Origin of the sequence: Paraburkholderia sp. BL6665CI2N2 (assembly GCF_004366535.1) — a bacterium.
Taxonomy (GTDB): Bacteria; Pseudomonadota; Gammaproteobacteria; order Burkholderiales; family Burkholderiaceae; genus Paraburkholderia.
On the sequence record NZ_SORC01000001.1, the window covers coordinates 2,726,554 to 2,749,952 of the forward strand.

At 65.9% G+C, this 23,399-nt stretch carries 17 protein-coding genes and 2 riboswitches; of the genes, 5 read left to right on the plus strand and 12 right to left on the minus strand.

What is annotated here, in order from left to right; all coding sequences use genetic code 11:
* Nucleotides 1–29 precede the first annotated feature (29 nt).
* The 4 genes from B0G81_RS12135 to cobW all read right to left on the minus strand — a co-directional run bounded on the left by B0G81_RS12135 (nucleotide 30) and on the right by cobW (nucleotide 6,675).
* The gene (locus B0G81_RS12135) at nucleotides 30–626 is read right to left on the minus strand and encodes a VWA domain-containing protein (RefSeq protein WP_134135665.1); all 597 of its coding nucleotides are present in this window, start codon (nucleotides 624–626) and stop codon (nucleotides 30–32) included.
* Between the two features lie 80 nt (nucleotides 627–706).
* On the minus strand, nucleotides 707–1,777 hold the full coding sequence (locus B0G81_RS12140; protein ID WP_243856433.1) for an AAA family ATPase: 1,071 nt from the start codon (nucleotides 1,775–1,777) through the stop codon (nucleotides 707–709).
* Nucleotides 1,774–5,577, minus strand: a complete 3,804-nt coding sequence (gene cobN, locus B0G81_RS12145) for a cobaltochelatase subunit CobN (RefSeq protein WP_134135667.1) — start codon at nucleotides 5,575–5,577, stop codon at nucleotides 1,774–1,776. Before cobN ends, B0G81_RS12140 begins: the two co-directional genes overlap by 4 nt.
* 6 nt (nucleotides 5,578–5,583) lie before the next feature.
* Complete coding sequence (gene cobW / locus B0G81_RS12150; RefSeq protein ID WP_279590470.1) at nucleotides 5,584–6,675, minus strand: cobalamin biosynthesis protein CobW; 1,092 nt, start codon at nucleotides 6,673–6,675, stop codon at nucleotides 5,584–5,586.
* Between the two features lie 187 nt (nucleotides 6,676–6,862).
* Nucleotides 6,863–7,156, minus strand: a riboswitch (cobalamin riboswitch).
* 68 nt (nucleotides 7,157–7,224) lie between these two features.
* Nucleotides 7,225–7,476, plus strand: a riboswitch (cobalamin riboswitch).
* Nucleotides 7,477–7,713: 237 nt separating this feature from the next.
* On the opposite strand from cobW, the gene cobA reads away from it, so the two are divergent.
* The 5 genes from cobA to bluB are packed head-to-tail and all read left to right on the plus strand — an operon-like array spanning nucleotide 7,714 to nucleotide 11,504.
* Entirely contained in the window at nucleotides 7,714–8,490 is a 777-nt protein-coding gene (gene cobA, locus B0G81_RS12155) for a uroporphyrinogen-III C-methyltransferase (protein ID WP_134135671.1), read from the plus strand.
* Nucleotides 8,487–8,960, plus strand: a complete 474-nt coding sequence (locus B0G81_RS12160; protein ID WP_134135677.1) for a cobalamin biosynthesis protein — start codon at nucleotides 8,487–8,489, stop codon at nucleotides 8,958–8,960. The genes cobA and B0G81_RS12160 overlap by 4 nt, the downstream gene beginning before the upstream one ends.
* Entirely contained in the window at nucleotides 8,957–9,559 is a 603-nt protein-coding gene (gene cobO, locus B0G81_RS12165) for a cob(I)yrinic acid a,c-diamide adenosyltransferase (RefSeq protein WP_134135681.1), read from the plus strand. The genes B0G81_RS12160 and cobO overlap by 4 nt, the downstream gene beginning before the upstream one ends.
* 3 nt (nucleotides 9,560–9,562) lie before the next feature.
* Entirely contained in the window at nucleotides 9,563–10,861 is a 1,299-nt protein-coding gene (locus B0G81_RS12170; RefSeq protein WP_134135683.1) for a cobyrinate a,c-diamide synthase, read from the plus strand.
* Nucleotides 10,845–11,504, plus strand: a complete 660-nt coding sequence (bluB, locus tag B0G81_RS12175; RefSeq protein WP_134135685.1) for a 5,6-dimethylbenzimidazole synthase — start codon at nucleotides 10,845–10,847, stop codon at nucleotides 11,502–11,504. Before B0G81_RS12170 ends, bluB begins: the two co-directional genes overlap by 17 nt.
* A gap of 21 nt (nucleotides 11,505–11,525) precedes the next feature.
* On the opposite strand, the gene B0G81_RS12180 is transcribed toward bluB, so the two are convergent.
* From B0G81_RS12180 to B0G81_RS12215, 8 genes are all read right to left on the minus strand, one after another.
* Nucleotides 11,526–12,170: a DUF4136 domain-containing protein gene (locus B0G81_RS12180; protein ID WP_134135687.1), complete on the minus strand. Its 645-nt coding sequence runs from the start codon at nucleotides 12,168–12,170 to the stop codon at nucleotides 11,526–11,528.
* Nucleotides 12,167–14,650 carry a CHASE2 domain-containing protein gene (locus tag B0G81_RS12185; RefSeq protein WP_134135689.1) on the minus strand — a complete coding sequence of 828 codons (2,484 nt, stop codon included), beginning with the start codon at nucleotides 14,648–14,650 and terminating at the stop codon, nucleotides 12,167–12,169. Before B0G81_RS12185 ends, B0G81_RS12180 begins: the two co-directional genes overlap by 4 nt.
* A 66-nt stretch (nucleotides 14,651–14,716) precedes the next feature.
* Complete coding sequence (locus B0G81_RS12190) at nucleotides 14,717–16,180, minus strand: FecR domain-containing protein (RefSeq protein ID WP_134135691.1); 1,464 nt, start codon at nucleotides 16,178–16,180, stop codon at nucleotides 14,717–14,719.
* Entirely contained in the window at nucleotides 16,177–16,914 is a 738-nt protein-coding gene (locus tag B0G81_RS12195; protein ID WP_134135695.1) for a response regulator transcription factor, read from the minus strand. The genes B0G81_RS12190 and B0G81_RS12195 overlap by 4 nt, the downstream gene beginning before the upstream one ends.
* Nucleotides 16,915–17,760: 846 nt before the next feature.
* Nucleotides 17,761–18,381 (minus strand): septal ring lytic transglycosylase RlpA family protein, encoded by a 621-nt coding sequence (locus B0G81_RS12200; RefSeq protein ID WP_134135699.1) that lies wholly within the window; start codon nucleotides 18,379–18,381, stop codon nucleotides 17,761–17,763.
* 99 nt (nucleotides 18,382–18,480) lie between these two features.
* Complete coding sequence (locus B0G81_RS12205; RefSeq protein WP_134135704.1) at nucleotides 18,481–19,278, minus strand: peptidoglycan DD-metalloendopeptidase family protein; 798 nt, start codon at nucleotides 19,276–19,278, stop codon at nucleotides 18,481–18,483.
* Nucleotides 19,279–19,351: 73 nt separating this feature from the next.
* Nucleotides 19,352–19,600, minus strand: a complete 249-nt coding sequence (locus B0G81_RS12210; RefSeq protein ID WP_121310450.1) for a hypothetical protein — start codon at nucleotides 19,598–19,600, stop codon at nucleotides 19,352–19,354.
* 240 nt (nucleotides 19,601–19,840) lie between these two features.
* Complete coding sequence (locus tag B0G81_RS12215) at nucleotides 19,841–23,308, minus strand: DEAD/DEAH box helicase (protein WP_134135709.1); 3,468 nt, start codon at nucleotides 23,306–23,308, stop codon at nucleotides 19,841–19,843.
* Nucleotides 23,309–23,399 lie beyond the last annotated feature (91 nt).

Genomic DNA, 23,399 nt, shown 5'->3' on the forward strand with positions numbered 1-23,399 from the left:
GCCCGCGAGCGGCACGGCCCGCGAGCCGCTCAGCCCATCAGCATCAGTTCTTCCGGCGTCAAGCGCCGCGCGCCCCAAGCATCGGCGAGCATTTCGCAGCGGCCCAGCCGGATGGCTTCGCGCTCGAAATCGACGAACACCACCTCGTCCGCATCCGGCGGACGCGCCGGCATGTCACGCGTGCGGCCGTCGGTCAGAATCCACAACCAGCGTTGCTGCCCGGGCTTGCGGCGCGCGCAGCGATCCAGCAGCTGGGATGCACGCTGAACGCCTGCTGTCAGCGGCGTGCCGCCTCCACCGCCCACTGGGCTCAGCCACCGCTCGTTCCACCAGCGCGGCACAGCGGGGCCGAAACGCACATCCGCACCGGCGCCGCCGAAACAGACCAGCGCCGCCTCGGCTCTCGCCGCGCTTGCATGGTCGAACAAGGCGATCAGCAATCCCTTGGCGAGCGCGAGGCGCTGCCCGGCCAGCATGGAACCCGAGCAATCGAGTACGAAGCAGTGCAGCACGCCGCCGCGCGGCGCCTCGCGCACGAAATGCAGATGCCCGGGGCGCAGCGCATCCTTGCGCTTCGCGCCGAGCGTGGCCGGCCAGTCGATGCGCTTGCCCGGTTGCCCGCGCAAGCGCCCGCGCGGACCGCCGCCCGCGCCTTGCAACCATCGAAAACCGCTGCGCAAGTCAGCGGCGGCGCCCTTCCGATGGCTCAGCGTTTTTTTACGTTAAGCGGAATGACGCCCTTGACGTGCGTGGTTGCGGCCGGCTCGGGCGCGAGGTAGCCCCAGTCGCTATCGGCGGTCGCGGCGGCCGGCTGCGCATTGCCTTGCGCGGATGAAGAGCGGCTCCCAGCAGGCGCCTCCCATTCGCCGTCACTCTCACGCGCGTCACCCGCCGCAGGCGACTCGCGAACATGCCGCCGATGAGCCAACACCGCCTCAGCCACCCGATCGACGTGCTGCGCCGTCACGGTAGCCGCCTGTTCGAGCGCCGCCAATGCACGCGCCGCGCGCAGCATCACGAGATCGGCGCGCAAACCGTCCACGGCGGCGTCGATACACAGCGTGCTCACCTGCGCATGCACGGCGTCGTCGAGTGCGAGTTGCGGCAGCGCTTCGCGCGCCACTCGGATCCGCTCGACATAAGCCGCCTGCTGCTGCGCATAGCCCGCACGAAAACCCTGCGGATCGAGGTCGAACGCCAGCCGCGCTTTCACGATCGCCTGACGCACGAGCGGCTCGAAACAGTTCTGCAACTCGACCATCAAGCCGAAACGGTCGATCAATTGCGGCCGCAGTTCGCCTTCTTCAGGATTCATCGTGCCGATCAGCACGAAGCTCGCGTCGTGGCTACGCGATACGCCATCGCGCTCGACGGTATTCACGCCGCTCGCGGCCGCGTCGAGCAAGGCATCGACAAGCGCGTCGGGCAGCAGATTGACTTCATCCACATACAGCACGCCGCGATGCGCTTTGGCAAGAAGACCCGGCGAGAAGCGCACCGAACCGTCGCGCAACACGGTTTCGATATCGAGCGTGCCGATCAGACGATCTTCGCTGGCGCCAAGCGGCAGATTCACCAGTTGCCCTTCCGGCAGCAACTCAGCCAGTGCGCGCGCCGCGGTCGACTTCGCCGTGCCACGCGGCCCGGTAACCAGCACGCCGCCCAACCCCGGATCGATGGCGGCTAACAGCAGCGCCTGCTGCAACGGCGCCTGGCCGATCAGCGCGGCAAAGGGAAAAACGGGCCGCACGGCAGCCGCGCTCATCGCTGGATTCATGTTTGCATTCCTTCGATCTGCTGCTCGCTCGCAAGCAGATGCTGTTCGACTTGCGCGCGATAGTCGCCGGGCGCCTGCCACAAACCGCGCTGCATGGCTTCGAGCAGGCGCTCGCAGACCGACTGCAACGCGTGCGGGTTGTGCCGTTGCAAGAACTCGCGGGTGTCTGCGTCGTTCAGATAAGCGTCGGTCACGAGCGCATATTGATGATCCGCGATCACGCGCGCCGTCGCATCGTAACCATACAGATAGTCGACGGTCGCGGCGATTTCGGCCGCGCCCTTGTACCCATGGCGCTTCACGCCATCCAGCCATTTCGGATTGACCACGCGCGCGCGGATCACGCGCGCAATCTCCTCATGCAGCGTGCGCACGCGCGGCGCGGCCGGATTGCTGTGGTCGGCGTGATACACGCTCGGCTGATCGCCGGCCAGATGCCGCACCGCGGCGACCATGCCGCCCTGGAACTGGTAGTAATCGTTCGAATCGAGCAGGTCGTGCTCGCGGTTGTCCTGGTTCTGCAGCACCACGTCCATTGCGGCGAGACGCGCGCCGAACGCGTGACGCGCTTCTTCGCCCGCGCTCTTTTGCGTGTACGCGTAGCCGCCCCACGCCTGATACGCGTTCGCGAGATCGGCGTCGGTTTGCCATTGCCGCGAGTCGATCATGTCCTGCAGACCCGCGCCGTAGGCGCCGGGCCGCGCGCTGAACACGCGCCAGCCGGCGCGCTTGCGCGCTTCGGCGGCGTCCATGCCGCGCGCGATCAGCGCATCGCGTTCGCGCAGCACGCGCGCGCGAATCGGATTCAGGTCCTCGGGTTCGTCGAGTTCGGCGACGGCTTGCACGGCGGCGTCGAATAAATGCATGACGTTGGCGAAGGCGTCGCGGAAGAATCCTGACACCCGCAAGGTGACGTCGATTCGCGGCCGGTCGAACGCCTCGATCGGCATGATTTCAAAATCGGTCACGCGATGGCTGCCCGGCGCCCACTTCGGCCGCACGCCGAGCAACGCGAGCGCCTGGGCGATATCGTCGCCGCCGGTGCGCATGGTCGCGGTGCCCCAGACGGACAGACCGATGGCGCGCGGATAGTCGCCCTTCTCCTGCAGATGCCGTTCGATCAGTTGCTGGGCGGATTTCAAGCCGAGCGACCAGGCGGCCTGCGTGGGAACCGCGCGCGTGTCGACGGAATAGAAGTTGCGGCCGGTGGGCAGCACGTCGGGCCGGCCACGCGACGGCGAACCGCTCGGCCCCGGCGGCACGAAACGGCCTTCGAGGCCGCGCTTGAGCTGAAGCATTTCCTGCGGACCGCAGGCGTCGAGGCGCGGCAACACGTCGTTACGCAGACGCTCGATCACTTGCCCCGCTTGCGGCAAGCCGGCGGCGGTCGTGGTTACCGATGCTTGCGTTCGATCTCCGCATACGTCTCGCAGCAACTCAGCCGCCAGCAACTCCAGCCGCTCACGCGTATCGCCGCAGTGCCGCCACGGCGCATCGCTCACACGCTGAAGTACATCGGGACGCGGACCGTCCCACACCGCCGACCAATCCACCGACAACGGATCGAACAGATGATCCATCTGCAGATCACGCGCTAGTGCATCGATCAAGCCGGCCTTGCCGCCTTGCCCGTCGCCGACAGGAAAACGCCCCAATGCCAGCAACGTATCGCGCCGCTGCACGCCATCGGGCGATTGCCCGAACGTATGCAAGCCATCGCGAATCTGCGCTTCCTTCAACTCGCACAGCCACGCATCGACGCGCGTGAGCAGCGCGTCTTCATCGTCCTGTCCGTTCGGTGCGGCGAGACTCAGTTCCTCATGCAGCTTATGGTCGACGATGGTCGCCAGAATCGTGCGCCGTAACAGCTTCGAGCGGCGCGGGTCGACCATCAGCGCTTCATAATATTCGTCGACCTGGCGCTCCAGGTCCTGCAAAGGTCCGTAGCTCTCGGCGCGCGTGAGCGGCGGCATCAAATGATCGATGACGACAGCCTGTGCGCGGCGTTTCGCCTGGCTGCCCTCGCCCGGATCGTTGACGATGAACGGATACAGATGCGGCATCGGCCCGAGAATCAGATCGGGCCAGCAGGTGTCGCTCAACGCGACGCTTTTGCCGGGCAGCCATTCGAGATTGCCGTGCTTGCCGACATGCACGATTGCGTCGATACCGAAGTGGTGACGCAACCAGAAATAGAACGCCAGATACGCATGCGGCGGCACGAGTTCGGCGTCGTGATAGCTCGCGTAGTCGCCCTGCTCGCGTGAACGCGACGGTTGAATGCCGACGAACACCTGTCCGCAACGCCAGCCCGCGATCATGAAGCGGCCGCGTCGCAGGGTCGGGTCGAGCTCCGGCGCGCCCCAACGCGCGTTCAACGCCTGGCGCGTTTCGGCGGGCAAGGCGTTGAAGTGCGCGAGATAGTCGTCGAGTGCGAGGCTCTGCAGTGCGGGACGCAGATCGCGCACGACCGGATCGTTGGTCACGCCTTCGGTGAGCTTTTTCAGCAGCGCGTCGCCGCCCGAGGGTAAATCGGCGAGACGATAACCTTCGTCGCGCAGCATCGACAGAATGCCGACTACCGAGGCCGGTGTATCGAGTCCCACGCCATTGCCGATACGCCCTTCGCTCATCGGATAGTTGGCGAGGATCAGCGCGAGTTTCTTGTCCGCGTTATCGAGTGAACGCAACCGGCACCAGCGGCGGCTCAGTTCGGCGAGAAAACCCACGCGTTCAAGGTCCGGCTGATAACGCACTACGTCGACCTGAGTATGCGCACAGCGGTACGCGAGTCCCTTGAAACTGATCGCGCGCGTGATGATGCGGCCGTCCACTTCCGGCAGCGCGATATGCATGGCGATATCGCGCGAATTGAGACCCTGATTGTCTTTGACCCAATCGTCGCGATTGCCGCCGCTCAGGATCACCTGGAGCACCGGCGCGTCACCGGCGAGCGCGAGCGGCTCGGGGTCGTCGATCGCGGACGCGGCGAACGCGGTCGTATTCAGCACCAGCGCCACCTCGTGCCGCGCGCACAGCGATTGCACGACGTCGCGGCTCATCGCATCTTTCAGCGAGGTAATCGCGATCGGCAGCGGATTCAGACCTTGCGATTCGAGCGCGTCGATCAGCGCGTCGAACACGGCCGTGTTGGCGGCCTGCAGATGCGCCTTGTAGAACAGGATCGCCGCGACCGGCGCTCCCTGTTTCCAGCGCGACTGCCAGTCGGCGATGGTCGGCGTATCGCGCTCGGGATGGTAGAGCGTGGCAGCGGGCAACGCGCGCGGCGGCGCAGGTTCGCGTCCCCAGCCGAAGGCGCGGTGGGCGATACAGCGCAGGAACGCCTCGGCATTTTGCGGGCCGCCTTCGCGCAGATAGCGCCACAGTTGATGGCACAGATCCGCGCTTGCCGTGCTGCGCGCGAGCAGGTTCGGATCCTCCTGCAGATCGCCGGAGAACATCGCGAGCGTCTGCTGCTTGCGCTCGGCGAGCGCCACCACCTGTTCGATGCCGTAAGGCCAATACGCTTCGCCGCCCAGATGATCGACCACCACCACGCGCGCATGCTGCAAGACGTCTTCGAGATAAAAATCCACCGACGCCGGTTGCCGCAAATACGTGACGTTTGCGAGCCGCACGCTCGGGAAGCCTTCGCCCAGCCGCGGGAAGACACTCGCCAGCAGCGACAGCGTGGTGTCGGCGGAGCTGAGCACCACGATATCCGCGGGCTGCTGATCGATCCGGATCACACCTTGCGTGTCGTCGACGAAACCGCCCGGCGTGGTGCGCAGCAGATGCATATGCGCTTACGCCTGTTGCGTTTCGACGCTCGACGGCACGCCCAGCGCCGCGTCGAACGCACGTTGCAACGCCGGCTGATCGAGGTCTTCGCCAATCAGCACGAAGCGGCTCGGGCCGCTTTCGCCGGCCTGCCAGCGTCGATCGAAATAGCTGTCGAAGCGCCGCCCAACGCCTTGAATCACCAGACGCATCGCCGCGCCCGGCAGCGCCGCGAAGCCTTTGACGCGATAGATGGTGTTGGTTTCGACCAGCTGTTGCAGCGCGGCGACCACCGCCTCGCGCGACGACGCATCCGCCTGCACGACCACGGAGTCGAACTCGTCGTGATGGTGGTCGGCGTCGTCGGCGGAGCCGTGGTGATCGTGGCGCAAGTGGATCGTGTCTTCCGACGCCGCTTCGAGGCCCAGCAACGTATGCAGATCGAGCTGGCCCATGTGCGCGCGAACGATCTTCACTTGCGGCGGAATTTCCTCGCGGATCGAAACTTCTACCGCGCTTTGCTGCGCGTCGTCAAGCAAGTCCGTTTTGTTCAGAATCACCAGATCGGCCGCCGACAACTGATCTTCGAACAGTTCGTGCAGCGGCGACTCGTGATCGAGGTTCGGATCGGCCTTGCGCTGCGCATCCACGGCGACCGGATTATCCGCGAACTGGCCGCTTGCCGCAGCCGGGCCGTCCACCACGGTGACCACAGCATCCACGGTGAAGCTGTTCTTGATTTGCGGCCAGTTGAACGCCTGCACCAAGGGCTTCGGCAACGCCAGACCCGACGTCTCGATCAGCACGTGATCGATCTGATCGCGGCGCTCCACGAGCTTTTCCATCACCGGGAAAAACTCTTCCTGCACGGTGCAGCACAAGCAGCCGTTCGCCAGTTCATACAGTTGGCCTTCGGTCTCGACGCCGTTTTCATCGCAACCGATGCCGCAACCCTTGAGGATTTCCCCGTCGATGCCGAGTTCGCCGAATTCGTTGACGATCACCGCGATGCGCTTGCCGCCCGCATGCTGAAGAATATGCCGCAGCAGCGTAGTCTTGCCGCTGCCGAGAAAGCCCGTGACGATGGTGACGGGGATCTTGCGCATTTGAGTTTGCATCGTGAGGTCCATCCGTAGAGTTGCACGTGCATGCCGGCGTGTTTTTAGCGTATGCCGAGGCAAACGGAGCACACGCCCGGCCAGCCACGACCATAACAAAACACGGGGACGAAAGTCGGCGTTGCCGCGACAACAGAAAAACAGAAAGCGGGAATGAGTCATGAACGTAGCGCCGCATCCCCGCGGCGTTCGTCCTTCGTTATCTGGCCGGTATCCGGGCTGGCGAAAGCGCCGCTTCCCCTTCCCGGACGAGTGATTTCTCGCCCAGTGGTGATATGCCGACGCGGCCTTGCGCGTGGACATCGAAGCCGGCTCCGCGGCGCTAACCGACTGCGTTCGACACTGCAGTTAGCACCACATTTCGCTTACCGTTGCGGGGGCAGCACAGGTTGGCCCGATCCATGGCAGGTGAGCACCCTGTTTCCCGTTTAACTGCATGCGCACGAGCGCGCACACGAGCACCAAAGTGCGTGCGAGTGTAGGCCCGCCGCCCGGTGCCGTCAAGGAAACCCCAGGCCGCAAGCGCTTATCGGACGGGGCGCCATGTGCTATCGTATGCGCGCGTTTGGTGCCCGCACATGCATTCGCGTGTGCAGTTAAACGGGAAACAGGCAGCGCGCCATGCGCTTAACCTGTGCTGTCCCCGCAACGGTAAGCGACCTGCGGCGCGATGTTGAATCGACTTGCGCCGCGCATGCGTTTTTTTAAGCCACTGTCCGGCAATTTCCAGCGAATGCGGACGGGAAGGCAAAGCGCGTGAGGCCGCCAGCCCGGATACCGGCCAGACGCGGAGGCGGCGAACCTCAGGGCAACATCGCGCCGCCGGCCGCCGGAATCCGCGAGGGACGGATGCGAAGGCGCTAAAAGCACGACGCAGAGTGTCCGCGTAGGCGAGTTTCGTGTGAAACTCGCTACGAACCACGCATTGCGCCATGCCTGAATCCGTAGCTGCATGACCCCAACGTCCGCCGTCTGGCGACCCTTCGCGCTTTACCCCTTCCCGCTTGTCACGACATGGCGCCCGCCGTGCACGCCGCGATGACCCGCGCCTGGCTGATCGGCGCCGGCCCCGGCGACGTCGAACTCATGACCATCAAGGCCACCCGTGCATTGGCGCAAGCCGACGTGGTGCTGGTCGACGATCTGGTGAACCCCGAGGTGCTGCAGTTCGCGCGCGCTGACGCACTGATCGTCTACGTGGGTAAACGCGGCGGTCATCCGTCCACACCGCAGGAAGGCATCGTCGCGCAGATGCTCGAACATGTGCGGGCCGGGCGTAGCGTCGCGCGTTTGAAAGGCGGCGACCCATTCGTGTTCGGCCGGGGCGGCGAAGAACAGCAGGCACTGCACGCGGCGGGTATCGAGGTGGAGGTCGTCAACGGCATCACGGCGGGAATCGCGGCGCCCGCAGCGATCGGGATTCCGGTCACGCATCGCGATCATGCGCAGGGCGTCGTGTTCGTCACCGGGCACGGCGCGGGCAGCGGCGAGCCCGACTGGGCCGCACTCGCGGCCACGCGCATGACGCTTGTGATCTACATGGGCATGCGGCGACTCAACGATATCGTCGGCGCGCTGCTCGCGGCCGGCATGAGCGCCGACACGCCGTGCGCGGCGATCGAATCGGCCACGCGTCCCGAGCAACGCCACGCGCTGGCGCGGCTTGGTGAATTTGCCGAGACCGTTGCGCGTGCCGGACTTGGGTCGCCGGCGATCGTGGTGATCGGCGGGGTGGCGTCGCTCGCGTTGGCGCGCGAGGCGGCGCATGCGGAACGCGCTGCAACGCCGGTCGCGGACGGAACGGATACGCGATGAAAACGCTGAGCGTCGGCATCGGTTGCCGTTTGCATAGCTCGGCCGAGGAGATCGAAGCCGCGGTGTGCGGCGCGCTCGGCGCACATTCGTTCGACGAAATCCGCACCGTCGCCTCGCTTGATACCAAAGCCCGCGAAGCGGGCCTCCTCGAATTCTGCGCTCGCCATGCGCTGCCGCTGACACTGTTCAGCCTTGAACAGATCGCGGCGATGCCTGTCGCGGTGCCTTCGGCGGCAGTGCGCGAGCATCTCGGCGTGGACGGCGTCTGCGAGCCGTGCGCGCTGCTTGGCACTGTGGCCGACGTCGCAGCCGGGCTCGGTGAATCCGTCATAGGCCATGCGCCTCGCGCCTCGCTCCTCGTGCGCAAAACCGTTTATGCCAGCGTCACCGTGGCGATCGCCTCAACCACCGCTCACGCCGCTCACGCCGAACACCCAGACAACGACACACAGCAACAGGACCTGCCATGAAGACCGACCCCGAATCGCATCAACGCATGACCGAGCGCCGCCGCGAAGGCCACGAGAAAAAACAGGCCCACGCCACCGTCGAAAAAGGCCTGCTGATCGTCAACACCGGCACGGGCAAAGGCAAAACTACTGCCGCATTCGGCATGGCCGTGCGTGTGCTGGGCCACGGCATGCGTCTCGGCGTCGTGCAGTTCATCAAGGGCGCGCTGCACACCTCGGAGCGCGACTTTCTCGGCGCGATCGCCAACTGCGATTTCGTCACGATGGGTGACGGCTACACCTGGAACACCCAGAACCGCGACGCCGATATCGCAACCGCGCGCAAAGGCTGGGACGAAGCGCGCCGCATGATCGAAAGCGGCGAGTACCAGATGGTGATCCTCGACGAGCTGAACACGGTGCTCAAGTACGAATACCTGCCGCTCGACGAAGTTCTGTCGGTAATCGCCGCGCGCGCGCCGATGCTGCATGTGGTGGTGACCGGCCGTCACGCGCCGGACGCGCTGATCGAAGCCGCCGACCTCGTCACCGAAATGCGCATCGTCAAGCATCCGTATCGCGAGCAAGGCGTGAAAGCGCAGCGCGGCGTGGAGTTCTGAGCGATGGCCGCGTGCCCCGCCCTGTTCATCAGCGCGCCTGCTTCAGGTCAAGGCAAGACCACGATCACCGCGGGTCTCGCGCGCTACCATCGGCGGCTGGGGCGACGCGTGCGCGTCTTCAAGATCGGTCCGGACTTTCTCGATCCGATGATTCTGGCGCGCGCGAGCGGCGCACCGGTCCTGTCGCTCGATCTGTGGATGGTGGGCGAAGCCGCCTGCCGCACGCTGCTCGCGCAAGCCGCCGCCGAAGCCGACCTGATCCTGATCGAAGGCGTGATGGGTCTGTTCGACGGCACGCCGAGCAGCGCCGATCTCGCCACCACGTTCGGCGTGCCGGTGCTCGCGGTGATTTCGGCGAAGGCGATGGCGCAGACCTTCGGCGCGGTCGCCTTCGGTCTCGCGCAATTCCGGCCGCAGGTGCCGTTTTACGGCGTGCTCGCCAATCGCGTCGGCTCCGCGCGGCATGCGCAGATGCTCGAAGAAGCGTTGCCGCCGGATCTGCGCTGGTGCGGACACATTGCCGCCAGCGATGAAATCGCACTGCCCGATCGTCACCTCGGCTTGCATCAGGCGGAAGAAATCGACGATCTCGACGCACGGCTGGATCACGCCGCTGACACTTTAGGTCATACCGCGCTCGCCGAATTGCCGCCGCCTGTCGAGTTCGGTACGCCGACACCTGAGACCCTGCCGCGCCTGCTCGACGGCAAGACAATCGCCATTGCGCGCGACGCCGCGTTCTCGTTCATCTACCCGGCGAACGTCGCACTGCTGGAAGCACTCGGCGCGCAAGTCGCTTTCTTCTCGCCGCTCGCCGACGAAGCGCTGCCGGAACACACCGACGCTGTATATCTTCCAGGCGGCTACCCGGAACTGCACGCCGCCACGCTGGCCAGCAACACGCACAGCGCGGCGAGCATTCACGCGCACGCGGCGGCCGGCAAACCGCTCGTCGCCGAATGCGGCGGCATGCTGTATCTGCTCGACCAACTCACCGACACGCACGGCGTAACCACACCGATGCTCGGCCTGCTGCCCGGCCACGCGACCATGCAAACGCGCTTCACCGCGCTCGGCATGCAGCAGATCGACAGCCTGCATGGGCCGATGACCGGCCACACGTTTCACTACTCGAAGCTGAACACTTCGCTCACGCCGCTGCGCTCGGCCACCAGGCCGCAGGGCGACGCGCCCGGCGAGGCCCTTTATCGCGCCGGCTCGATCGTGGCGACTTACATGCACGCTTACTGGCCCTCCAACCCGGCCTTCACGGCCGCCCTGTTCCATGGCGAAGCCTTTTAACGATTCCGAGCGCGACGCCGTCTATCGCGCGATCTACGAACGCCGCGACATGCGCCATTTCGTGCGCGATCCGGTCGATCCGGCAGTGCTGCAGCGCCTGCTCGACGCCGCGCATCACGCGCCGAGCGTCGGCTTCATGCAGCCGTGGCGGATCGCGCGGATCACCGATCCCGCGCTGCGCACGGCCTTGCATGATGCGGTGGAAAGCGAACGGCTCGCCACCGCCGATGCGCTCGGCCAACGCCGCGAAGAGTTCATGAAGCTGAAAGTGGAAGGCATGCTGGACTGCGGCGAACTGCTGGTGATGGCGCTGATGGACGGCCGCGAGCGCCACATCTTCGGCCGGCGCACGCTGCCGGAGATGGACCTCGCGTCGGTGGCGTGCGCGATCCAGAACATGTGGCTGGCCGCGCGCGCCGAAGGTCTCGGCATGGGCTGGGTGTCGCTGTTCGACGTCGACGCGGTTCGCCAGCTGCTGCGCATGCCCGAGGGCGCGCGTCCCGTGGCGATTCTGTGCCTCGGCCACGTCGACCGGTTTTATAGCGAGCCGATGCTGGAAACCGAGCGCTGGGCGAGCCGCGTGCCGCTCGCCGATTGCGTGTTCGAAAACCGCTGGCCGGAAGGCAGCGATGCGCCGGAATAAGCTCGACGCGTGTTACAGCCCTTACGGCTGAAGCGGCTTCACCGACATCACGGCCGGCACGCCGCCAGTTTCGTCGGCGCGCAACTTCACGCGCCAATCGGGTGGCGCATCGAAGGGAAACCTGGCGAGCGCGCTTTTGACGAGCGTCGGCATGGCATGCAGCGGATCGGCGTCGCGGTCGCTGCTCACCGCGCTCACCTTATAGACTTCCTGTCCGCTCGCGCGCTCGAAAAACCGCAGCGTCAGCGCATGCTGGTACGCGGGACCGCCGAACAGAGAGAATGGCGCAGCGGGCCCGCGCCGGCAGTCGGTTGATGTACAGCCGTTTTCATTGACGCCGATGGTCGCCGGCCGCGTGTCGTAGGCAACCGAGAGCAGATAACGCGCCGCCTCGCCCTTCGTTTCGACAAAGCCCTCCTTCGCCAACTCGTCCGCCAACAGGCGCTCGAACTGCGGATGATCCGCGCTGACTTCTTGCGACGGCATGCGCGCGATCGTGTAAGTCCGCTCGCCTTGCAGCGCGGCGGCCGCATTCCCCGCGCCGGCGGTATGCACGTCGGCGCTCAGACCCGCGCAACCGGTGAGACTTGCCGCGGCCAGCGCGGCACAGATCAGGAGTGCTTTCACCATCTTCTCGCTTCGATAAGGTGTGTGTTCATATGTCATGGGCGCGGCGTGAACGAGGCACTCGACTGTGCGTCTTCGAGCACCGGCAGGCAGATCGTGAATGCCGTGCCCTGGCCAGGCTCGCTTGCCACCTCGACATCGCCGCCGTGGCGCGTGACGACCGTCTTGACGAAGGCCATGCCGAGCCCGGCGCCGCCCACTTCCGGCCGCTCGGTTTCGTGAAACCGCCGGAATCGCTCGAACAACCCGGCCTGCTGCTCTTTCGGAATGCCGTAGCCCTGATCGCGAATCGTGCACGACACGCGCGTCGCCGCCGGCACGCCCTTCGGCGTCAGGCTCGCAATGCTGCACACGATCCGCGTATCCGGCGGGCTGTACTTGACCGCGTTGTTCAGAATGTTGACGAGCGCGCGCGTCATCAGCGAACGGTCGGCGCAGATCCAATGGCCGTCGTCGGGAGCGCCGGTCTCCGTGTGCAGCGTGATGCGCCTGGCGTGCGCCTGCGGCCAGACTTCGTCGCTCGCGTCGATCAGCAACTCGGCGAGACTCACCGGTTCGAGCACATAAGTTTGCGATTCGGCGCGCGCCAGTTGCACGAAGTCGTCGGCCAGCGTCAGCGCGCGCTGCGCGTAGCGTTCGATGCGTTCGAGCACGCCGCGCGCGAGTACCGGCTCGCGGCGGGCACGCTCGATCTCCACCAGCGCGAGAATCGACGCCTGCGGCGAACGCATGTCGTGTGAGAGCAGCCGCAGCGCGTCTTCCCGCTGACGCTCGGCCGCATGCAAGGCCGACACGTCGACGAGGCCCGCAATCCAGCCGGTCGTCTCGCCCTGCTCGTTGGTGCAGTTCGCGTAGCGCAGCAAATGATCGCGCTCGTGGGCGTCGCGCACCTCGACGCCATGCGCCATCAGCGCGGCGAATTCATGGCGCGTGGGATCGAGCGGCGCCGGCCAGTGCGTGCGGGCGAGCAGATTGTTTTCGGCATCGGAGGCCGCATCGGTGTCGATCGTCTTTACGAGGGTCAAGCCGCCCAGCACGTCCTGCATCGGCCGGCCTTCGGGCAGCGGCGCGCCGAGCCGCGCGAAATGCGCCTTGGCAGCATGGTTGGCGATCAGCACGACGCCGCGCACGTCGCTCACGAGGATCGGCTCGGGCATGCTGTCGAGGCTGTCCCACACGAAACGCTTCATGTCCTGCACGCGCTGCGCGGCCTGCGCCATCAGCGCCATGTGCTGCTCCAGCACGTCGCCGCCGAACTCGCGGCGGCGCTGCGGGGTTTCCGGCAGCAGATGGGGTTCGTCGGCGAGACGCTGCAGTTCTCCGCGCAAATACGCCATGGTCATTTCGAGGCGCCGCCAGTTCCAGATCGGATACACGGCCACCAGACCCAAGATCGCCGGCACCGGCGACATCCAGAGCCGCGCGCCGTACAGCAAGGCGGCGCTGCCGGCCGCCGCGAGCAGACACAGTGCGCCGGTCAACAGCAACGAACGGCGCGGTGACAGTACGAGAAATCCGGCCAGCAACGCGGCAAGCGGCGCGAGCGACACCGCGAACAGCATCCACGGATAGACCGGCTCGATCTCGCGGCCGGTGAGCAGCGTGTCGAGCACGTTGGCGTGGATATACACGCCGGGCAGCGGACCGAGTTCACCGGACACGGGCGTCGCGAAACGGTCGTACAAGCCGGACGCGGTCACGCCGATCAGCACGATGCGGCCGCGCAACTGCTCCGACGTCACATTGCCGGCCAGCACGCGCGCGAAACTCAGCTTCGTGTAGTTCTGCGCGTTGTGACCGAACGGGATCAGGAAACGGCCTTCGCCGGCGCCGTCGGTCGCGGGGTCGGTTTCGGCTGCGGGCAAAACGGGGCCGCGCCGCGAGCCTGTCAGATGGAGCGAGCCGTGCTCCACCGCCTGGGCGACCGGCACCATCAGTTGCGGCCAGCGCGAATCGGCATCGCCCTCGTAGCGCGCGACGCTGCGCACGATGCCGTCGCTGTCGACTTCGAGATTGATATGGCCTAAGCCCGCCGCCGCATGCGCGAGCGGCGCCACCGGCTCGACCACGACGCGTCGGCCGCTGTCATCGGGCGCGGTGAGCAGGATCGGCAGATAGGTCGGACTCAGCGCGATCGCGCGGGCGAGGTCGGCGTCTTGCGGATTGGCTTCGGTGAACAGCACGTCGTAGATCACCGCGGCGGGTTTCGCGCTGGCGATCTGTTCCAGCAGCTTCGCGTGAACACTGCGCGGCCATGGCCAGCGGCCGAGTTGCGCGATGCTTGCGTTGTCGATTTCGACCACCACGATATCGCGCAGCAGAGGCGGCGCATGCAGGCTCAGAAAGCGGTCATAGACCAGGTGATCGACGCTCGCGCTCATGCGGCCGAGCGAACTGAGCAGAATCACCACGATGCCGAGACAGCCGATACCCACCCATTCGATCAGGAAGCGGCGGCCGGCGCGCCGTCCGAGACGGGCGCGCGGATCGAGGCTCAGGCGCGTAGGAGTGGTCGGCAAAGGGTTGCTTGGTTCGAAACCAGGAAGCGGGCTGATGCATGGCTCAGCCCCGTGAATCTACCAGCGTCAGCGCGCAAGCGTAAACGAGCGCACCGCACTGCTCTTTTCATAGAAGCGGCCGTTCTCGAACTGCTCGGCGACGATCGTCCAGTAATAGACGCCCGGCGGCAGATCGCTCACGCTCAGTTGACCGCCGGACAGATCGGTGCGATCCACGAGCGGATGGCGCAGATCGGCCATGCTCGCCAGCACGAAACGGAAGCGTGTCTGGACCGTGGCGCGGCTGACGAACCAGCGGAATTCGTAGTCGCGGCTGCCGGCCCGCTGCGTCGCCGACGCGGCCAATCCGAGCTGGCGGCGTTCGAACGCATATACCTGCGGCAAGCCTTCGAGGCCGTGAGCGTCGATCGCGGCAATGCGTACGAAGTAGGTGCCGTCGGCCAGGTCGCCGAAATCCGCATGCGGCTCGCTCACGCGCCGGTCGCGGATCAGGTCGAGCTGGTCCGCGTCGCGCGCGATCTGCACGCGGTAGGCCACCGCGCGGTCGGCCGGCACGAGGTCGAACGCGACTGTTTTGCCGTCCTGCACCTTGGCCGGCTGCGTGAGCGCCGGCGCGGGCAGCAATTCGACCGGGCCGCCGATCGCGCCGCCCCCCTGCGTCACACTGCCGAAGCGTGCCTTCACGAGTTGCGCGGAGGCCTGCAGCGGCATGCCGGGCGGCGGCGCAAAAGCGCGAGCGCCGAGCGCGGCCGGGTCGACGCCGACCGCGCCGTCCAGCACTTGCACTGCGGTGGTTTGCGCGCCGCAGTCGTAGGCGACCTTGAAGCGCGTGCCGCGCACGCCCGCCACAACGGACGGCGAGCGGATCTGGAAGCGGTCGTCCTTTTTGGTCGCGTGCGTGACCTGGCTTTCGACTTCACCATTGCGCAGTTCGAGCAGGCGATCGCCGGCGCCGGTCAGCGTGGTGCGCCTCAACGTGCCGATATCCAGCAAGCCGTTCTGCCCCACCGTGACGTGCGAGCCGTCCGGCAATTCCAGCGTCACAAAACCGTTGTCTCCCGTGCGCACACGGTCGCCTTCGCCGAGCGTCGTGCCTTCAGCGAGCGGCACGTAGGGGTTCTTGCCGAACGCGTGCTCGGCCGGCCCGCTGGTCGCGATCACGCGAGCGGATTCCTGTTCCTGTTTGAGCTTGTCGGCGGGCAGAAGCAGCGCGATACCGGCCGGCATGCGGCGCGGCGCGGGCACATGATTCAGGCGGCTCAGCACGGTCCAATCGCTCGGGTCGCGCAGATAGCGGCCGGCGATCTCGTAGAGCGTGTCGCCTGCGTGGGTCAGATACGAGACATAGGCGGGCGCGACGGCTTTCGCACGCGGCTTGGGGGCGCGCGACGCGTGCGACGCTTGCGCGGACGCCGACACCGGCGCGAAACAGGTCATCGCGAGCAGGCCGGCCGCCGCGAGCCATACGCCGCTGCGGCGGCCCGGCGAAACCAGACTGCCGCGTGCCGCCCCAGCGACGGCAACCGTCACGCCTCCCCCGCTTCAGGGCGTTCGCCGGGCGCCGCCGGCGGCGTGGCGCAATCGATTCGTTCCAGCCGGTAGCCGTAGCCGTAAATCGGCGTCAGCCGGTAGCCCTGCTCCGGGCGCAGGCCGAGCTTGCTGCGCAGCATCGACACGTGGGTGTCCATGGTGCGCGACGGAATGTCGGTCGCCTGCTTCCAGATCACGTCGAGAATATGCGCGCGCGACAGCGGCCGGCTCAGATGCTGGAACAGCAGCAGCGCGAGTTCGAACTCTTTCTGCGTGACGGCGACCGTCGTGCCGCGCACCACCACGTGCTTGGCGCCCAGATCGAATTCGAATTCGCCGAAGACTTCCTTCGCCGCGGGCGGTTTGAGGTGGTACGCCCGGCGCAGAAGTGAACCGACGCGCGCCAGCAAGACCGCGGCGGACACCGGTTTGACGACATAGTCGTCCGCGCCCGTGTTGAGAATCGACGTGATGTCGGTTTCGCGGCCGCGGCTTGTCATGAACAGAACCGGCAAGCGCTCGGAGAGGCTTTCGCGCACCCAGCGCAGCACCTCTTCGCCCGACATGTCGGGCACGTTCCAGTCGAGCACCAGCAGATCGAACGTCTGGCGCCGCAGTTGCCGCACCAGTTCACGGCCCGCGCCGAATGCGTGACAAATATGGCCCGCCGCCGACAGTGTCTGGCAAACCAGGTCGGCCTGAGCCGAATCGTCATCCAGGACAGCAATTCTCATAACACCCCGCAACGCGACATTCTTCGTAACTGGTGGCCGGTTAGCCGGCAGATGACCGGGATGACGGCGTAAGCACCGACGATCCGGCTTCCAATTTCATCTTCGGCTGCACATTTTTCGACTTATGGTCCCTTGCCTTGCGCCCTTTCAGGCCTGCCCGCCGCCATCTCGGTATTAGGACGCGCGATTCGCTTTATCGCGCCGGGTATCGAGGGGAAGGTCATCATAATCGAAAAACGACCGCTCTTTTCGGATGCGGTTAAGCCGCTATCCGGTCCGGCTATGCGATGCCATTATTGGTATCGACCGCTTGGGTCGTGGTTCGGGTCGGCTGGTCTCGCTTGCGCGGTGATTGGCCCCGCTCGCCGTTGTCGTTTCACGCCGCGTCCTGCATTCCGCTCGTGGCGATTTGACAATTTGCGAGTCAGTATAGGAACAGTCTCAAAATAAATCGTTTAAGAATTGTTAAACCGCAGGACTCGCCGTCCGGACAAAAAAATGCGGCGCGGCCTCAATCCGAAGGCCGACGCCGCCCAAAACATCACACGCTCGCCGGGGTCTAGCCACACGAGTGAAGTTAAATTAGCCTGTCAGAAAATTGCGCTCAAGATGAAAGAACTGCCTTTGTAACTGGCAGTGAGGTAGTTATTACGTCGGACGTAATTTCCGCGGAGGAGAGAGCTTGAGCCTATGCGCTGAAAATAGTATGAATTGAAGCGCCCGCGGCGGCGAATTTACATACGCAGCGGTTTTGTTACAGTTGCGCGATTGTCGGAGTCTTACGGTTGTCTTTAATCGATCGGCTCACATGTTCAGCCGTAACCCTTTCGTCATCGCGATTCGGCTTCAGGCGCCGGCTTTCTGGCAGCGGCGTGTTGTCGCGATGCGTTCCAGCGTGACCTGCGCATTGCCCGCGGCGCCCATACCGAGCGCCTGCGCGGCGGCGTACGATAGATCGACGATCCGGCCACGCACGAACGGTCCGCGATCGTTGATACGAACGATCACCGAACGCGCACCGCCGAGCGCCGTCACCCGCACGCATGCGCCCAGCGGAAAGGTGCGATGCGCTGCCGTAAGCGCGTGCATGTCGTAGCGCTCGCCGCTCGCAGTGCGGCGTCCCTGGAACTGCTTGCCGTACCACGTTGCCATGCCGGTTTGTCGGAAGCTGTTGCCGCAGGCGCAGGCGTGCGTGGACGATGCGGCATCGCCGTTCGCCGCTGGATCGGGCGTCGGCGCGTCGCTCGCGGTGTCCGATGCGTTCGATGCGTCGGTGTCGCCGCTGTCGCCCGTTTGAGCTGCGTGCCGCGTTGCGTCGTAACCGGGGCGATCGACGGCAGCGCGGCCGCTCAGCGAATCGCGACCCGCGCCCGGTTGCGCGCATCCGGCGAGCGCGAGCAGCACGCCGAGCAGCAGAACTGCCGGCGCGCGCCGGCCTGCCGCAAAGCAATGTAGATAGGAAGTCATAGGCATTACGTCGCGCGGCGCACTGGCCATGGCAAGCGCCGCGTCGCGTTCGAGTTCGAGGTCACTGCGGATGAGCGGCGAGGCCGCGAGCGCGCCGCGTTACTGGCGCTTCGGGAGGTACTTGAGCGGATCGACCGGTTTGCCATCCGCGCGCACTTCGAAACGCAGCGACGCCTGGCCTTTGTCGTCGGCGCCCATTTCGGCGATCACGTCGCCTGCCTTGACGGCCGTGCCTTCCTTGACGAGCAACGCGCGGTTGTTGCCGTACGCCGTCAACAGATCGGTGTCGTGCTTGATGATGATCAGCTTGCCGTACGCCGCGATGCGCCCGCCCGCGTAGACAACCCGGCCGCCGGACGCCGCCCGCACGGGTTCGCCGACGCGCCCGCCTATCACGATCCCCTTCGTCTTGCCCGCCACGAACGGCGCGCTCACGAGACCGCTCACCGGCCACGCGAGTCGTGCCTTTGCGGACGCAGGCTCGCTCGAGCTATCCGCGAAGATGGCACGCGCTTGTGCGAGCGAATTCGACGGAGCGCCGGTTATGCCCGGTGCGCCGGCCACAGGCGGTGGCGCGACGCGCAGCACCTGATCGACGCGCAGGCCATCCGCCGGCGACAGGTGATTCCACTGCGCGAGCGCCGAAGGCTCGCGGCCGAACGCCTTGGCGACGCCGATCTGCGTGTCGCCGGGGTTGACGCGGTAGAAGCCCGCCGGGACTTGCGAAGTGGTCACCGGCGCAGGCAAAGGTGCAAGCGCGAGCGGCGCTGCATCGTCAACATGGGTCGAGCGCGCCGGCGACACGGGCAGCGCGCAACTTGTCAACGACGCGGCGAGCGACAACGCGAACAGCATGGAAGAGCCCGATCTGGCAAAGCGGGACGTACAGGTTTTCATCGGGGAGATCCGGGTCAATCGATGCGGGCCGGCGACTTGCGCCGGCCCACTTCGTCACATCGTCGGGCGATGCTTACGGCTTAGCCGGCGCCGCGTCGTCATTCGACGGCGCGTTTTGCGCGCCGCCGGCCGCCGAAGCAGCCTGATGGTGATGCGCGTGCTTGTGATGCTTTTTCTTGTGGTGATGCTTCGCAGCCGGCGCGGAGGCCTCCTGCGTAGCCACACCGGCTTGCGACGAGACGCCGACCGGCGTGGATGCCTGGGCGAATGCGCCGATCGAGAACAAACCCGCGACGGTAGCGGCGAAAATGTGCTTCTTCATGGACGTTATTTCCTTAACGAACTGCGTTGACTGACCGCTTCACGGTCGCGTGTTCAACGAGTGTCAGGACAAAGCGTTGACGATGGCGCCGGGAACAGGGCGTTCCTTGACGATTTGTCACGCTTGCGCTCATGCCAGCGTCAAATGTGGAGATATTTGAGCGCCCGCGAGCGGGCGTAACGTCGCGCGGCGCGGTATGCGCGCCGGACGTTTCGAGATGGCTTTCCGGCTTGCCGGTTCCTACCGGCCGCCTTCGATTTCCGGTATCGGCGCGAACAGCGCGTCGAGGTCGTCGTCCGAGAACTTGGCGGCCCCGGCGGCGTCTTCGGAAAGAATGCTGTCGGCGAGCCCGGCCTTCTGCTCCTGCAACTCGACGATCTTTTCCTCGATGCTGCCCGCCGCGATCAGCTTGTAGACGAACACCGGCTTGTCCTGGCCCAGCCGATGCGCGCGGTCGGTCGCCTGATTCTCGGCGGCCGGGTTCCACCACGGGTCGTAGTGGATCACCGTGTCGGCGGCGGTCAGGTTCAGGCCGACGCCGCCCGCCTTCAGGCTGATCAGGAACAGCGGCACCTCGCCCTTCTGGAAACGCTCGACCGGCGTGACGCGATCCGTCGTGTCGCCGGTGAGCATCACATAGGGAATCGCGGCTTCTTCGAGCGCTTGCGCGATCAGCGACAACATGCCGGTGAACTGCGAGAACAGCAGCACGCGGCGGCCTTCCTCGATCAGTTCGGGCAGCATGGACAGAAGCAGGTCGAGCTTGGCCGAACGCATGGCGCGCGCGCCCTTCTCGACCTTGCTTGTCCTGTCGGCTTTTTCAGGCCCGTCGCCCGCCTCGCCGGCTGCCTTGAGCGTTCTGACGAGTCGCGGATCGCAGCACACCTGGCGCAGCTTCAGCAAAGCGTCGAGCACGATGATGTGACTGCGCGCGAGACCCTGCGCGCTGACAGCGGCGCGCACTTTCTCCTGCATCGCCGTGCGCACGGTTTCGTAAAGATCACGCTGCGCGCCTTCGAGATCCACCGAGCACAGGATCGTGGTCTTGGCGGGCAACTCCTTGGCGACCTCGTCCTTGCGACGGCGCAGCATGAACGGGCGGATACGGCGCGCGAGCAACGAGCGGCGCACGCCGTCGCCGTTCTTTTCGATCGGATTGCGCCAGCGCCTGGTGAAGTCTTTCTGGCTGCCGAGAAAACCCGGCAACAGAAAGTCGAACTGCGACCACAGCTCGCCGAGATGATTCTCCAGCGGCGTGCCCGTCAAACACAGCCGATGCCGCGCGCGCAGCCCGCGAATCGCCTGCGCGGCTTTGGTAGTGGCGTTCTTCACGTACTGCGCTTCGTCGAGAATCAGCAAGTGATACTCATGTTCGGCGAGCACTTTCTGATCGCGCCACAGCAGCGCGTACGTGGTCAGAATCAGTTCGTGTTCGCCGATCTGCTCGAAGCGCTCCTTGCGCTGCGGTCCGTTCAACACCAGCACTTTCAGTTCGGGCGCGAAGCGGCGCGCTTCCTCGCGCCAGTTGTGAACGAGCGTGGTCGGCACGACGATCAGCGCCGGCTGTGTCAGACGCCCCGCTTCTTTTTCCGCGAGGATATGCGCGAGCGTCTGCACGGTCTTGCCGAGGCCCATGTCGTCGGCGAGCACGCCGGCGAGATTCTGTTCGCGCAGAAACTGCATCCAGTTCAGGCCTTGCTGCTGATAGGTCCGCAGTTCGGCCTTCAGCCCACGCGGCACCTGGACTTCACGCAGGCCCGGCCCGGCTTGCAGACGCTGCGCGAGTTGGCGGATCGAATCGTCGCCGCGGAATTGCCAACGGCCGGTGCCGTTCAGCGCTTCGAGGCGGCCGGCGTCGACGGATGCCACGCGCAGCGGCGCACCGTCCGCGAGCGAGCCGCCGAGCGTGTCGAACAGATCCACGAGCACGCGCACCACCGGCTTCAGACGATCGGCGCGCAAACGCAGACGCTTGTTCTCCTCGGTCTTCAACTCGATCGGCTCGTCGTCGGCGATGGCTTCGAGCGCGCCGCCCAGCCAGCGCCGGTCGCGCCGGAACAGGTCGGCGAGCAACGGTTCGAGCCGCACGTTGCGCTCGCCGATGCGAATGCCCATCTCCAGATCGAACCAGCCGTCGCCGGCCTGATGCGCGGTGCCTTCGATCGCGTCGATCTCGATCACGTTGTAGCGGAACTCGGGCGCCATCGTCACACGCCAGCCTTTGCTCACGAGCTCCGGCACGGCGTCGTTGACGAACGCCGACCACGCCTCGGCATCGGGCAAGCCGAGCATGGTGTCGGGCAGCAACCGCGAGGCGTAGACCCGGCTGGTCGGCACCTTCTGCAAACCGGTCTTGCGCAGTTCGAGCAGACGTTTTTTCTCGGCCTCGTAACGGCGGCGGATATGAATGACATCGCCGCCCGGCATCGGCACGAGCGTCACACTGCTGTCCACGTTGATGCTCACGCCGTCGTAATCGAAACTCACGCCGGCCAGTTCGACCGCCGCGGTCTGCCGCAGCCCCGCCTTGCCCGCCGACGACGGCAGCGCGTGACTATTGAGCGAGAGCACCGGCACGGGCTCGACGTCGATCACGCGAATCGCGGACGCGTCTTGCGTGGGCGGCAGAGGCAATTCGGGCGCGATCTCGCGCAGCACCGAGGCGACCAGCGGCGCTTCGGCGAGCGAGATTGGCGGCATGGCCAGATAATCGGGCAACTGCTGGAACGGCAGCGACGACTGGACAATGCCCGCCTCATTCGCAACGCCGTCCACGTACCAGACCGGCTCGGTCGGCAGCACCATGCTGGCGCGCGGCTCGGTGCAGAGCACAGGCCGCAGACGTTCGTCGGCGAGCGGCTCCCATTCGATCCGGCCGGGCCGGTCGGCGCCGCGCGACAACGCGGTCGGTCCGGCCTCGCCGGGCGCGGGCTTGAAGTCGAAGAACAGCCGCCCCGTCGCGATCAGTTTTTGCAGCGTCTCCGCGCCGCTCGTGCCGCGCAGAATGAACTGGCCGAAATCCTCACGCGAGCGGCCAAGCCACAGACCGCGCAGGATCGACAGGTCTTCGTCGGAGACGAACTTCGGCTGTTTGAGCAGCGCCGCTTCCACATTGCCCCAGGCTTCGTCGACCGCGACGACCGCGCCGGCGGCATTGCAGCGCGCGCGGTGCAGCACCACCTCGTGGCGCTTGTGGAAGCTGGACCAGTTCAGCTGGTACGCGAGCGTCTGCGTGCGTGGGGCGCTCGCCTTCTGCGCGTCGGCATCCGCGGCCTCGGCCCGCGCGCGAAAACGTTCGAGCCAACTGACCAGTTCGGGCCGCACGCCCGACGGTTGTCCCATGTGCCCCATGTGTGCAATCCGCTTCGGCGGCAGATCGCCCGCGGACTCGCCATCGTCCAGTTCGACCTCGGTGATATGGTCCATCTCGTCGTGATACTCGAGCTCGGCGAACAGCAGCGCGGCGACGTGCTTGCAGTTGCGGCCGACCGGACACGAGCAGTCGCCCTGCGCCCAGGGCGAACCGCCGTCGGTGCGGAATTGCACCCGCGTTTTGTACGGTATCGGCTGGGTGCCCTGCACGTCGCCGCTGAGGGTCGCCCCGTGCCATTTCACGTTGCTGACAGGGCCGACCGAGCGCGCCTTGGCGACGGTATGGTCCCCGAGCCACTCTGCAATCCGTTCCCGATCAAAGAAAACTGACGACATCAGCGTCCAATCCTATTCAAGCCGGCTTGGGCAAGCGCGCGGACAGAATCAGCCCGGCAGCGCGCGAAGGGCGGCGGCCGGTGACTGTCTG